Origin of the sequence: Maritimibacter harenae (genome assembly GCF_009882975.1) — a bacterium.
GTDB lineage: Bacteria > Pseudomonadota > Alphaproteobacteria > Rhodobacterales > Rhodobacteraceae > Maritimibacter > Maritimibacter harenae.
Window position 1 is genome coordinate 91,897 of record NZ_WTUX01000017.1, and the last position, 12,109, is coordinate 104,005.

Genomic DNA, 12,109 nt, shown 5'->3' on the forward strand with positions numbered 1-12,109 from the left:
AGCGGGTCGCCCGAAGCCTGCTTCGGGCGAAACCTATTTCAATCCCGGCGTGCCGTCGAACTTCTTCTCGAGATCGTCCCAGCAGTCGATGTAATCGTCCTGGAGCGGCGCCTCCTTGCCGGCGAACTCGGTCAGGTGCTGCGGGAAGCGGGTCTCGAACATGAACGACATCGTGTTCTCGAGCTTGGTGGGCCCGAGGTTCGAGTTCGACGCCCCCTCGAAGGCCTCGCGGTCGGGGCCGTGCGGCAGCATCATGTTGTGCAGCGACATGCCGCCCGGGACGAAGCCCTGGGGCTTGGCGTCGTACTGGCCATAGATGTTGCCCATCAGCTCGGACATGATGTTCTTGTGGTACCACGGGGGACGGAAGGTGTTCTCGGCCACCATCCAGCGTTCGCGGAAGAGCACGAAGTCGATGTTCGCGGTGCCCGGCACGCCCGAGGGTGCGGTGAGCACGGTGAAGATCGACGGGTCCGGGTGGTCGAAAAGGATCGCGCCGACCGGGCAATAGGTGGTCAGGTCGTACTTGAAGGGCGCGTAGTTGCCGTGCCAGGCGACCACGTCGAGCGGGCTCTGGCCGATCTTCGTCTCGTGGAACTGGCCGCACCACTTGATGGTGAGCGTCGAGGGCACCTCGCGGTCCTCGAAGGCCGCCACGGGCGCCTTGAAGTCGCGCGGGTTGGCCAGCGCATTGGCCCCGATCGGGCCGCGCGCGGGCATCTCGAACTTCTGGCCGTAGTTTTCGCAGACGAAGCCGCGGCACGGACCTTCCAGCACCTCGACCCGGTAGACGAGCCCGCGCGGGATGATCGCGATCTCCTGCGGCTCGATGTCGATGATGCCGAGCTCGGTGGCGAAACGCAGCTTGCCTTCCTGGGGGACGACCAGGAGCTCACTGTCTGCGGAGTAGAAATACTCGTCCACCATCGAGGTGGTGACGAGATAGACATGCGCGGCCATGCCGACCTGCGTGTTCACGTCGCCCGCGGTGGTCATCGTGCGCATGCCGGTGAGCCAGGTGAGCTTCTCTTCCGTCTGCGGCACCGGATCCCAGCGGTACTGGCCCAGGCTGATCACGTCCGGGTCCACGTTGGGCGCGGATTTCCAGTACGGGAGGTCGATCTTGGTGTAGCGCGTCGAATGCTTCACGCTCGGGCGGATCCGGTAGGTCCAGGTCCGCTCCGGCGGGTGCGCGGTGAAGGCGGTGCCCGACAGCTGTTCGCCGTAGAGGCCGTAATTGCATTTCTGGGGCGAATTCATCCCCTGCGGCAGGGCGCCGGGCAGCGCCTCGGTCTCGAAATCATTGCCGAAGCCGGGCATGTAGCCTTCGTGCGTGCCGGTCGTGTCGGTCGCGCGGATCATGCCCTTGGGCAGCTCGTGACGGGTCATGGCGTTTCTCCCGATTCCTGTTGCGCGGCTTTCCTACCAAACATTCGTTGCAGATGCAACGTTACCATGTCGCCCGTCGCGATTGACAGCCGCGCGCGGATCGGGCCTTTGGCCCCATGCGCCTGTTTCTCGCAACCGCTCTCACGATGGTCGCCTTCGCGGCCAATTCCATCCTGAACCGCATGGCGCTTGCCGCGGGCAGCATCGACGCGGTGAGCTTCGGGGCGATCCGGCTGGCCTCGGGCGCGGCGATCCTGGTGCTCGTGGTACTGGTGACGCGCGGGCGGATTCGCCTTGCGAAAACCGGCCGCTGGGTCGGCGTGGCCGCGCTTCTCACCTACATCTTCGGGTTTTCCTTCGGCTACGTCTCGATCGACGCGGGCCTCGGCACGCTTATTCTGTTCGGCACGGTGCAGATCACGCTCTTCACCGCCGCGATCCGCGGGGGAGAGCCGGTGGCCACCACGCGCAAGCTGGGCGCAGCCATCGCGCTGGCGGGCCTCGCGCTCGTCCTGTGGCCGACCGAGGGGCTGAAGGTCGACCTCCTCGCCGCCGCCTGCCTTGTCGCGGCCGCCGTGGGCTGGGGCTTCTACACGCTGAACGGGCGGCGCTCGACGGATGCGATCGGGGCCACGATGACCAGCTTCGTGATCGGCGCCCCGGTGGGCATCGCCCTGGCGCTCGCCCTGCCCCTTTTCGGTCAACCGGCCCTCATCACCCCCTACGGGATCGGACTGGCCATCCTGTCGGGCGCCGTGACCTCGGGCCTGGGTTATTCGATCTGGTACGCGGTGTTGCCGCATCTCGCGACGACCACGGCGGCCATCGCGCAGCTCGCCGTGCCGATCCTGGCGATGGCCGGCGGGATCGCCTTCCTGGGCGAACCGCTGACCCCGCTCTACGTGGTGGCCACCGTCCTCGTGATCGGCGGCGTCGCGCTGTCGCTCCGGCGCTGAGACCTCAGTTGCGCCTGCGCTCGTCGAGGCCCAGTCCACGCCCGATGATCTCGCGCATGATCTCGCTCGTCCCGGCGTAGATCCGGCTGATGCGGGCATCGCGGTACAGGCGGCTGATCTCGTATTCCTCCATGTAGCCGGCCCCGCCGTGGAGCTGGACGCATTCGTCCACCACGCGCCCCTCGACCTCCGAGGTGTAGAGTTTCGCCTCGGCCGCCAGTTCGGCGGAGAGCTCGCCTTTCAGATGCTCGCGCACGCAATGATCGACCAGTGCCTGCGCCGCGTCGATCTCGGTGCGCATCGAGGCCATCTTGAAACGCGAGTTCTGGAACGTGCCGATCGGCCGGCCGAAGGCACGCCGTTCCATGATGAATTCCATCGTGATCTCGAAGGCACGCTCGGCGCGCGCCACGAACCCCACGGCGCCGTTCAGTCGCTCTTCGGCGAGGTTCAGCATCATGGTCTTGAAGCCGCTCTTCGGGTCGCCGATGACATTCTCCTTCGGGACTTTCACGTCGTCGAAGAAGAGCTCGGCGGTGTCCTGGCTCTCGAGCCCCATCTTCTTGAGATTGCGACCGCGCGAAAAGCCTTCCATCCCGTCTTCGACGAGGAAGAGCCCGACCTCGTGGCTGGCCTCCGGGTTGGTCTTGGCCGCGACGATGACGAGGCCCGCGAGGAAGCCGTTGGAGATGTAGGTCTTCGACCCGTTGAGGACCCAGTGATCCTCCATCTCGACCGCCCGGGTCTTGATGCCCGCAAGGTCCGACCCGGTGCCGGGTTCGGTCATCGCGATGGCCAGGATAGTGTCGCCGGAGACGCAGCCGGGCATGTACTTGTCGCGCTGCGCGTCGGACGCGTAGTGCTGCAAGTAAGGCCCAGCGATCCGGTTGTGCAGCCCCAGGAAGAAGCCCGCCTCCCGCGTGCCGATCTCTTCGACCAGGATCATGTCGTAGCGGAAGTCCTCGACCCCCAGCCCGCCGTACTTCTCGTCGGCGTACATGCACAGGAAGCCCTCGTCGCCGGCCTTCTTCCAGATCTCGCGGCTCACGCAGCCGTCCTCGCGCCATTTCTCCGAGTGCGGGAAGACCTCCTTCTCGGCCCAGCTCCGCACGCTCTTGCGGAAAATCTCGTGTTCTTCGTCATAGATCGTGCGTTTCAGCATCGGACCCTCCGGCTGATTGGTGTGTTTTTCGGATTTGAGATCAAGGGGTTGGCGGGACGCCGCAGCGCCCCGCCGGGGTCAGATCACTCGAGCGTCTGAACCAGCGTCCACGAGCCGTTCTCGATCCGGCTCACGAAGACCTCGTCCGCGCCCACGTGGTCGTCGGCGGAATAGTCGACATGGTTGCCGCTGATCACGTCGTCGTAGTCGAGGGTTTCCATCGCGGCGATGAAGCTCTCATGCGTCAGGTCGGGACCCGCCGCCTCGAGCGCACGCACCAGCGTGGTGGCCCCGCCGTGGCCCAGGAGCGCCCCGGTCGACGGCAGGTCTTCCCCGGTCGCTTCCTTGTAGGACGCGATCCATTCGGCCACTTCCGGCTCGCCCGCACGCGCCTCGAGGTCCTGCCAGCCGGCGCCGGCATAGACGCCTTCCATGACGCCCTGCGCGGCCAGGCCCTTGGCCACGACCGTGTGGAAGCCCGCCCCCGACAGCATGAACTTCACGTCCATGTCGAGCTTGCGCGCGGTGGTGATGGCGTTGATCTGCTGGCTCACGCCAAGGGCCATGCCGACCGTGTCACAGCCCGATTCCGCCACCTTGCCGAGCGCGCCGGTGAAGTCGCTCTCGTCCGGCTTGTGGCTGATCTCGGCGCCCATCTCGATCTCGCCCGCTTCGGCGAGCTCGAGCACGGCGGCCTCGATTTCCTTGCCGAAGTCGGTGGGCAGGATCATCAGGCAGAATTTCTCGGCGCCCTCCTCGGCCACCATGTACTCGGCCGTCGCCTTGATCGCCTCGTAATAGGACGAGGTGCCGGCGAACTTCCACGGCGCAGGAGGTTCGACCATCTGGCGCGCGGCGGTGATCGGCGAAATGTTCGGGATGCCCTTGGGCTCCATCAGCTGGAACATGGCCAAGTTGTGCGGCGTGCCGAGGTTCAGAAGCATCGCGAACACCTGGTCGCGGTTGATCAGCTTGTTGGCCGCCTGCGCCGCGCGCGGCACCTGGTAGCCGTGATCCTCGACGATGTAGTTGATCTTGCGGCCGTGGATACCGCCGTTCGCGTTCACTTCGTCGAAGACGAGGTTGGCCGCGGTCACGGCGGGGACCGAGAAGGGCGCGAAAATGCCCGACAGGTCGTGCGCGCCACCGATCTTGATCTCGTCGTCGGTGACACCCTGTGTCTGCGCCATCGCGGAACCCGCGACGGTCATGGCAGCAACGGCTGCCAAGGCTTTGAACTGTTTCATTTATTCCTCCCTGTTAAAGCCTTGTTGTCAGTACATCTCGTCGATCAATGCCTTGTGGCGGGTTTCGACGAAATTCCGCTTGAGCTTCATCGTCGGCGTCAGTTCCTCGTCCTCCGCCGTAAGCAGGATGTCGATCAGCCGGAAATCCTTGAGCTGCTCGACCTGTGCGAATTGCTTGTTGGTCTCGGCCACCACCCCCGCGATCAGCTCGCGCACTTCCGGTGCGCGGGTGAGCGAGGCGAAGTCGGAGAACGGGACCTGCCGGTCCTGGGCGAATTTCTCGACGTTCTCCTGGTCGATCATGATCAGGCAGGTAAGATACTTGCGCTTGTCGCCGATCACGACCGCGTCCGAGATGTAGGGGCTGAACTTCAGCTTGGACTCGATCTCGGCCGGCGTGATGTTCTTGCCGCCCGCCGTGATGATCACGTCCTTCATGCGCCCGGTGATGGTCAGGCAGCCGTGGTTGTCGATCCGCCCGATGTCGCCGGTGCGCAGCCAGCCGTCCTCGGTCAGCGTCTCGGCGGTCTTTTCGGGCTTGTTCCAGTAGCCCTTGAAGACCAGCGGCCCGCCCACCAGGAGCTCGCCATTGTCGTCGATGCGCAGCTCGCAGCCCGGCAACGGCTTGCCCACCGTACCGATGTGGTTGTCATCGACCGTGTTGACCGTGGCCACGCCCGCCGTTTCGGTCATCCCGAAGCCTTCGACCAACGGCACGCCGATGGCGGCGAACCAGTCGATGAGTTCGGGCGAAATCGGCGCGGCACCGGAGGTCACGCGGCGCGCGTTGGCAAAGCCCAGCATCCGGCGCAGGTTGCGCAGCACGAGGACCTCGGCCACCACCTTGCCCAGCTTCTGGCCCAGCGTGGGGTTTTCGGCCTGCGCGTAGCGGTTGCCCAGGTAGAGCGCGAGGTCGAAGGACCGCGCGCCCACCGGCCCCGCCTCGGCGCGCATGATCATCACGCGGGAATAGATTTTCTCCCAGATCCGCGGCACACCCGCGAAGGTATCCGGGTTCACCTCCTGGAGGTTCTCGAAAACGGTTTCCGGGCTCTCGGCGAAATTCACGGTCGACCCGTTGGCGATCGGCGCGTCGACCGACACGAGCCGTTCGAGCACGTGACACAGCGGCAGGAAGCAGAGCTGTTCGTCGGTCTCCTCGAAGTCGAGCATCTGTTCGCCCGCCACCAGCTGGAAGATCATGTTGCGGTGCGTGAGGATCGCGCCCTTGGGCGGGCCGGTGGTGCCGGAAGTGTAGATCAGCATGCGCGGATCGTCCGGCGTCACGGCGTAGAGCGCTTCCTCGAACCCGTCCTGGTGGGATACGGCCGCGCCCTTCGCGTAGAGTTCATCGAGGAACATGACCTTTTCATGGGAAAAGGTCGCAAGCCCTTCACGGTCGAAGACGATCACGTGCTCGACCCCGGGCATGTCGCCGCGCGCCTCGAGCCACTTGTCGAGTTGTTCGTCGTTCTCGACGAAAACCACCCGCGCCCCGGAATCGTTGGCGAGATAGGCAAGCTGGCCCGCGCTGTCGGTCGTGTAGACGCCCGAGGGCACGGCACCGATGGCGGCGGCGGCGATGTCGCAGTAGACCCATTCCTTGCGATCCTCGGACAGGACCAGGACAGGCTCGCCCTTCTGCACGCCCAGTTCCAGGAGCGCGAGACCGATCTTCTTGGCGGCGGCGTAGTAGTCGTTCCACGAATGCGCCTGCCAGATCCCCAGCTTCTTCTCGCGGTGGCAGACCCGGTCGCCGTATTTGCGGCACCGGTCGGCCCAGAGCGCCACGATGGTCTCGTGCCCCTCGAAGGCAATCGGTTCCATGCTGACCGGGCTCATCTCCATGTCTTGCGCCTCTTCCACCGTTTCTGTCCGCGCTCGGTCTCGTCGGTGCGCCCCAGGTAGAACTCCTGGATGTCGTCGGACGCGGCGAGCTGGTCGCACGGCCCCGTCATCACGATCCGCCCCATCTCGAGCACGTAGCCCCGATGCGCGGTCTCGAGCGCGATGTGGGCGTTCTGCTCGACGAGCAGCATCGTCACCCCCTCGTCGGCATTGAGCCGGGCGATGATGCCGAAGATTTCCTGCGTGAGAAGCGGCGAGAGCCCCAGGCTCGGTTCGTCCAGCATCAGAAGCTTCGGGTCCGACATCAGGCCGCGCCCGATGGCGAGCATCTGCTGCTGCCCGCCCGACAGGAACCCGGCCGCCTGCTTGCGCCGCTCCTTCAGGATCGGGAAATACTGGTAGACGAGGTCGAGGTCGCCCGACGCATCGCCCCGGCGCGTGAAGGCGCCGAGCCGCAGGTTCTCCTCGATGGTGAGATAGGGGAACACCTCGCGCCCCTCGGGGACCAGGCTGATGCCCTTGCGCACGACCCGGTCCGGTTCGAGCCCCGCGATGTTTTCACCCATGAAGGTGATCTGGCCCTTCTCCGGGTCCATGAGACCGGCGATCGTCTTCATCAACGTCGTCTTGCCCGCGCCGTTGGCGCCGAGGATGGTGACGATCTCGCCCTCCTCAACGTCGATCGACACGCCGCGCAGGGCCATGATCGCACCGTAGAAGGTCTCGAGGTTGCGGACCGACAGGACTGCGCTCATGCCGCGTCCTCCACCGCCGTGCCCAGGTAGGCCGCCTGCACCTGCGGATCGGCCTGCACCTCGGACGGCGTGCCCATCGCGAGCGGCTTGCCGTTCGCGACCGCGAGCACCCGGTCGGAGACCTGGTTCACGAGGCTCATGTCGTGCTCGACCATCAGGACCGTGAGCCCCATGTCGCGCCGCATGTCCTCGATCCAGAAAGCCACGTCCTGCGTTTCCTCCACCGACAGGCCCGATGCGGGCTCGTCCAGCAGGATCAGCTTCGGTCCGATGGCCAGCGCCCGCCCGATCTCGACCACCTTGCGCACGCCGTAGGGCAGGCCCGCGATCATCTTCGTGCGGTAGGCTTCGAGCTCCAGGAACTCGATCACCTCCTCGACCCGCAGGCGGTGGGCGCGCTCCTCGCGCCGGACCTTGGGCAGAAACAGGATGTCCTGGATGAAATTCGTCGCGCGGTGCGTGTGGCGCCCCATGAGCAGGTTGTCGAGCACGGTGGAGTGATCGAAGAGCTCGATGTTCTGGAACGTGCGCGCGATGCCGAGGCGCGCGATGTCATGCGCCTTCAGCCCCGTTATGTCCTTCCCGTCGAAGCGCAGCGTGCCGCGCGTGGGCTCGTAGATCCGGCTGATCAGGTTGAAGATCGTGGACTTGCCCGCCCCGTTGGGGCCGATGATCGCGAAGACCTCGCCGGGCGAGACGTCGAAGGACACCCCGTCCACCGCTTTCACGCCGCCGAAATGCACGGCCAGGTCCTTGACCTCGAGAAGGCTCATTTCATGCGCTCCGTCTTGAGATAGGATTTCTGGCGGCGGAACATGTCGCGCCGGGCGAGCGGGAAGATCTCGAACCAGGTCCGGATCTTGAGCCATCGGCCGTAGAGCCCGGTGGGCTCGAAGATGATGAACAGGATCAGGATCACCGCGAAGATCATCGTGTCGAGGCCGGGGATACCGCCCAGGTCGATGCCGAAATTCGCGTTCAGCCCGTCGCGTGCGATGGCGATGACCTGCGGCACGGCCGTGATCAGGAGCGCGCCCAGGAATGCGCCCTGGATGAAGCCCAGCCCCCCGATGGTCACCACGAGCAGCAGGTTGATCGAGATGAAGATCGAGAAGAGCTCGTAGTTGTAGAATCCGATGTAGTGCCCCATCAGCGCCCCGGCGAGGCCGGTGACACCGGTCGACAGGCCGAAGGCCAGCGACCGGGTCCGCGTCACGTTGATCCCGAGCGCGCGTGCCGACACTTCGCTGTCGCGTACGGCAAGGAAGCTGCGCCCGGTGGGCGAGCGCATGAGGTTCGCGTAGCCCCAGGTCACCAGCGCCACGATGGCGAGGATCAGCCAGTAGAAGTTGTCGAGCGCACCGTAACGGTCGAAGCTGATGCCGAAGATCTGGATCGAGGGCGCCATGATGCCGCCCACCCCGCCGGTGATCGGTTCGAGCAGGATCACCAGCTCTTCCACGATGGCGAAGACGGCTAGCGTGGCGATGGCCAGGTAGATACCCGACATGCGCACCGCCGGGATCGCGATGATCGCGCCGAAGATGCCGGTGACGATGCCCGCGATTGGGAAGGACAGAAGGAACGGAAGCCCCGCGTTCATCAACGCCGAGTCGGTGTAGGCCCCGATGGCCAGGAACGCGGCGTGCCCGAGGCTCACCTGCCCCGTGTGCCCCACGGCGACCATCAGCCCCATCCCCGCCAGCGCCCAGATGAGCGTGTTGGCGGCCTCGGCCAGGTAATATTCGCCCACGAAGAACGGCAGCAGCACCATGATGGCGGCCAGCACCGCGATCTTGGCGCGCGACCAGCCGTGTTCGTGAAGGTCGATGTCCTTGTCGTAGCTCGTCTTGAATACGATCCGCATGGGTCAGACCTTCTTCATCTGGATCTGGGCGAAGAGCCCCCCGGGACGGGCGACGAGAACGACCAGCATGATGATATAGGGCGACATCTTCGCGAGTTCGCCGGGGGCGTAACGGCCCGCGATCGGCTCCACGACCCCGATGATGAGACCGCCCAGAAGCGCGCCCGGAAGGCTGCCCAGCCCACCGATGACGGCCGCCGCGAAGGCCTTGATGCCCAAAAGCCCGATGTTCGGGTCGATCGCGCCCTTGGTGGCGTAGAGCACGCCCGCCACGGTGGCGACCGCGCCCGAGAGGCCCCAGATCAGGCTGTTCACGCGCATCACCGGCACGCCGACGATGTAGGCCGCCATCTGGTTCTGGCTCGCCGCCTGCGCGGCCAGCCCGATCCGGGTGAAGGCGAAGAAGGCCCAGAGCCCGAGCGTGAGCAGGATGGTGACGCCGATCGTGACGAGGTCGGCCAATCCCACGACGATGCCGCCCGCGCGCAGGTTCTGCCCCGCGAAGGGGGTCTCCAGCACCAGCGGGGAGTAGCCCCAGATCGAGCCCGCGACGAAGCGGAAGACGAAGCCCATCGCGATGGTCAGGATGACCAGCGCGAATTGCGGCTGGCCGAAGATCTGGCGCACGACGACGCGTTCGACGCCCCAGCTCAGCACGAACATGATCGCCATCGCGCCGATCACGGCGATGCCGAATGGCAGGCCCAGCTCATCGGCGTTGCCCAGCCCCAGCGCGATGAACGCGCCCAGCATCATCATGTCGCCCTGCGCGAAGTTGACCCCTTCGCTGGCCTTGTAGATAAGGACGAAACCGAGCGCGACGAGGCCGTAGATACAGCCGTTCGCAAGCCCCCCGATCACAAGTTGCATGAGCTCCATCAGCGGAGCCCGGGCGCAATCGCGCCCCTCCTGCACGTCGTCATTGCCGTCTCCTCCCTGTCGGCGATGAACGTTGTTGACACGATTTAAACACTCGTGTTCAATTTCAGTCAATATAGTTTTTCAGGGCCCCTCGGAAAAGATGAACACCGCCACGCTGCGCATCCATGAAGCCGCCATGCGAATCTTCGCCACCGAGGGCGGCACCACCATCGCCGTCAGCGACCTTGCGCGCGAAGCGGGCCTGTCGCGGGGCACGATCTACAACAACGTGGACGACCCGGCCGCGCTCTTCGCGTCGGTCTGCGAAACGGTTGCCAACGAATTCCGCGAGTCGATCAACAAGGCCTGCCAGCACATGGACGACCCGGCCGAGAAGATCGCGGCCTCCATCCGGCTCTGCGTGCGCCGGGTGCACGATGACCCGCATTGGGGGCGTTTCATTGCCCATTACGCGATGATGGAGCCCAAGCTCGGCAGCTTCTGGGCCGAGATGCCGGCCGTGGAACTGCGCCGTGGCCTCATCTCGGGCCGGTTCAACTTTCACCGCGACCAGGTCGCCTCGATCACTGCAACGGCGGGCGGCGCGACCTTCGGGGCCATGTCGCTCGTCATCGACGGGCGGCGCACCTGGCGACAGGCCGGATCGGACACCGCCGAGATCATCCTACGTGGCGTCGGACTTGACCGCTCCGAGGCCAGAGACATCACTCAACGCGACTTGGATCCCCTGCCCCGACTGGCCGTCTTCGACGCAGCCTGACACCGGCAGGATCAACGGGAGGACTACCGATGGCTGAAACGGCCTATATCTACGACGCGATCCGCACGCCGCGGTCCAAGGGCAAGGGCGACGGCACGCTGCACGAGGTGAAGCCCATCCACCTGGTCACAACGCTTCTGGACGAGATGCGCACGCGCCACGACCTCGACACCGCGCGGGTGGACGACGTGATGCTGGGCTGCGTGTCCCCGGTCATGGAACAGGGCGCCGTGTTGCCCAAGATCGCGCTTCAGAAGGCGGGCTGGGATGAAAGCGTGCCGGGCGCGCAGGTGAACCGCTTCTGCGCATCGGGCCTCGACACGTTCAACACGGCCGCCGCCAAGGTCGCCTCGGGCTGGGAGGACCTGGTCTGCGCCGGTGGCTTCGAATCGATGTCCCGCGTGCCGATGGGCGCCGACGGCGGCCCCTTCGCGGAAGACCCCGAGACCGCGCTCGACACCGGATTCGTGCCTCAGGGCATCGGGGCCGACCTGATCGCGACGATCGAGGGCTGGAGCCGCGACGACGTGGACGCCTTCGCGCTGGAAAGCCAGAAACGCGCGGCCCATGCCCGCGACAACGGATGGTTCGACCGCTCGGTCATCCCGGTGCGCGACGAGAACGGGATCGTGATCCTCGAGAAGGACGATTTCATCAAGCCCGACACCGACATGCAGAAACTTGGCGCCCTGCGCGCCTCGTTCGAGCAGCCGGGCGCGATGGGCTTCGACGCGGTCGCGCTGGCCAAGTACCCGATGGTGGAGCGCATCAACCACGTTCACACGCCGGGCAATTCCTCGGGCATCGTGGACGGCGCCTCGCTCACGATGGTGGGCAGCGAACAGGCGGGCAAGGACCTTGGGCTGGAGCCGCGCGGGCGCGTCGTGTCCATCGCGCTCACCTCGACCGAGCCCACGATCATGCTCACCGGGCCGGGACCGGCCTCGAAGAAGGCGCTCGCAAAGGCGGGGCTCACCATCGACGACATCGACCTGGTCGAGATCAACGAGGCGTTCGCCTCGGTCGCCCTGCGGCTTCAGCGTGACCTCGACGTGCCGGACGAGAAGCTCAACGTGGTGGGCGGCGCCATCGCGATGGGGCACCCGCTGGGGGCCACCGGCGGCTGCCTCGTGTCGACCATGCTGGACGAGCTCGAGCGCCGGAAGCTCAAGCGCGCGCTGATCTGCATGTGCGTCGGCGGCGGCATGGGCATCGCCTCGATCATCGAGCGTCTGTGAGGGAG

The 12,109-nt window shown here is 65.7% G+C and carries 11 protein-coding genes; 3 read left to right on the forward strand and 8 right to left on the reverse strand.

Translation table 11 applies throughout. The features are described 5' to 3' along the window. Positions 1 to 33: 33 nt before the first annotated feature. On the reverse strand, positions 34 to 1,389 hold the full coding sequence (gene hmgA / locus GQE99_RS12850; RefSeq protein ID WP_161352035.1) for a homogentisate 1,2-dioxygenase: 1,356 nt from the start codon (positions 1,387 to 1,389) through the stop codon (positions 34 to 36). A gap of 116 nt (positions 1,390 to 1,505) precedes the next feature. Between hmgA and GQE99_RS12855 the strand changes: the two genes are divergently transcribed. After that, entirely contained in the window at positions 1,506 to 2,345 is an 840-nt protein-coding gene (locus GQE99_RS12855) for a DMT family transporter (protein WP_161352036.1), read from the forward strand. Positions 2,346 to 2,349: 4 nt separating this feature from the next. Here the strand turns inward: GQE99_RS12855 and GQE99_RS12860 are convergent, their stop codons facing one another. The 7 genes from GQE99_RS12860 to GQE99_RS12890 all read right to left on the reverse strand — a co-directional run bounded on the left by GQE99_RS12860 (position 2,350) and on the right by GQE99_RS12890 (position 10,103). After that, the gene (locus GQE99_RS12860; protein ID WP_235917230.1) at positions 2,350 to 3,507 is read right to left on the reverse strand and encodes an acyl-CoA dehydrogenase family protein; all 1,158 of its coding nucleotides are present in this window, start codon (positions 3,505 to 3,507) and stop codon (positions 2,350 to 2,352) included. An 83-nt stretch (positions 3,508 to 3,590) separates the two neighbouring features. Then, a complete protein-coding gene (locus GQE99_RS12865) occupies positions 3,591 to 4,754 on the reverse strand; it encodes an ABC transporter substrate-binding protein (protein ID WP_161352037.1) in 1,164 nt (387 codons plus the stop codon). Positions 4,755 to 4,781: 27 nt separating this feature from the next. Beyond that, complete coding sequence (locus GQE99_RS12870; RefSeq protein WP_161352038.1) at positions 4,782 to 6,602, reverse strand: AMP-dependent synthetase/ligase; 1,821 nt, start codon at positions 6,600 to 6,602, stop codon at positions 4,782 to 4,784. Further along, positions 6,593 to 7,357 (reverse strand): ABC transporter ATP-binding protein, encoded by a 765-nt coding sequence (locus tag GQE99_RS12875; protein WP_161352039.1) that lies wholly within the window; start codon positions 7,355 to 7,357, stop codon positions 6,593 to 6,595. Before GQE99_RS12875 ends, GQE99_RS12870 begins: the two co-directional genes overlap by 10 nt. Continuing rightward, positions 7,354 to 8,130: an ABC transporter ATP-binding protein gene (locus tag GQE99_RS12880; protein WP_161352040.1), complete on the reverse strand. Its 777-nt coding sequence runs from the start codon at positions 8,128 to 8,130 to the stop codon at positions 7,354 to 7,356. Before GQE99_RS12880 ends, GQE99_RS12875 begins: the two co-directional genes overlap by 4 nt. Then, a complete protein-coding gene (locus GQE99_RS12885; protein WP_161352041.1) occupies positions 8,127 to 9,224 on the reverse strand; it encodes a branched-chain amino acid ABC transporter permease in 1,098 nt (365 codons plus the stop codon). The genes GQE99_RS12880 and GQE99_RS12885 overlap by 4 nt, the downstream gene beginning before the upstream one ends. Positions 9,225 to 9,227: 3 nt before the next feature. After that, positions 9,228 to 10,103: a branched-chain amino acid ABC transporter permease gene (locus GQE99_RS12890; protein WP_161352042.1), complete on the reverse strand. Its 876-nt coding sequence runs from the start codon at positions 10,101 to 10,103 to the stop codon at positions 9,228 to 9,230. Between the two features lie 142 nt (positions 10,104 to 10,245). Between GQE99_RS12890 and GQE99_RS12895 the strand changes: the two genes are divergently transcribed. After that, complete coding sequence (locus GQE99_RS12895; RefSeq protein WP_161352043.1) at positions 10,246 to 10,866, forward strand: TetR/AcrR family transcriptional regulator; 621 nt, start codon at positions 10,246 to 10,248, stop codon at positions 10,864 to 10,866. A gap of 29 nt (positions 10,867 to 10,895) precedes the next feature. Next, positions 10,896 to 12,104, forward strand: coding sequence for an acetyl-CoA C-acetyltransferase (locus tag GQE99_RS12900; RefSeq protein WP_161352044.1), 1,209 nt, complete (start codon positions 10,896 to 10,898; stop codon positions 12,102 to 12,104). Positions 12,105 to 12,109: the final 5 nt, after the last annotated feature.

Excerpts from the sequence above, each read along its gene's own strand:
- hmgA (WP_161352035.1), bottom strand. The coding sequence starts at position 1,389 with ATGACCCGTCACGAGCTGCCCAAGGGCATGATCCGCGCGACCGACACG.
- GQE99_RS12855 (WP_161352036.1), top strand. The coding sequence starts at position 1,506 with ATGCGCCTGTTTCTCGCAACCGCTCTCACGATGGTCGCCTTCGCGGCC.
- GQE99_RS12860 (WP_235917230.1), bottom strand. The coding sequence starts at position 3,507 with ATGCTGAAACGCACGATCTATGACGAAGAACACGAGATTTTCCGCAAG.
- GQE99_RS12865 (WP_161352037.1), bottom strand. The coding sequence starts at position 4,754 with ATGAAACAGTTCAAAGCCTTGGCAGCCGTTGCTGCCATGACCGTCGCG.
- GQE99_RS12870 (WP_161352038.1), bottom strand. The coding sequence starts at position 6,602 with ATGGAGATGAGCCCGGTCAGCATGGAACCGATTGCCTTCGAGGGGCAC.
- GQE99_RS12875 (WP_161352039.1), bottom strand. The coding sequence starts at position 7,357 with ATGAGCGCAGTCCTGTCGGTCCGCAACCTCGAGACCTTCTACGGTGCG.
- GQE99_RS12880 (WP_161352040.1), bottom strand. The coding sequence starts at position 8,130 with ATGAGCCTTCTCGAGGTCAAGGACCTGGCCGTGCATTTCGGCGGCGTG.
- GQE99_RS12885 (WP_161352041.1), bottom strand. The coding sequence starts at position 9,224 with ATGCGGATCGTATTCAAGACGAGCTACGACAAGGACATCGACCTTCAC.
- GQE99_RS12890 (WP_161352042.1), bottom strand. The coding sequence starts at position 10,103 with ATGGAGCTCATGCAACTTGTGATCGGGGGGCTTGCGAACGGCTGTATC.
- GQE99_RS12895 (WP_161352043.1), top strand. The coding sequence starts at position 10,246 with ATGAACACCGCCACGCTGCGCATCCATGAAGCCGCCATGCGAATCTTC.
- GQE99_RS12900 (WP_161352044.1), top strand. The coding sequence starts at position 10,896 with ATGGCTGAAACGGCCTATATCTACGACGCGATCCGCACGCCGCGGTCC.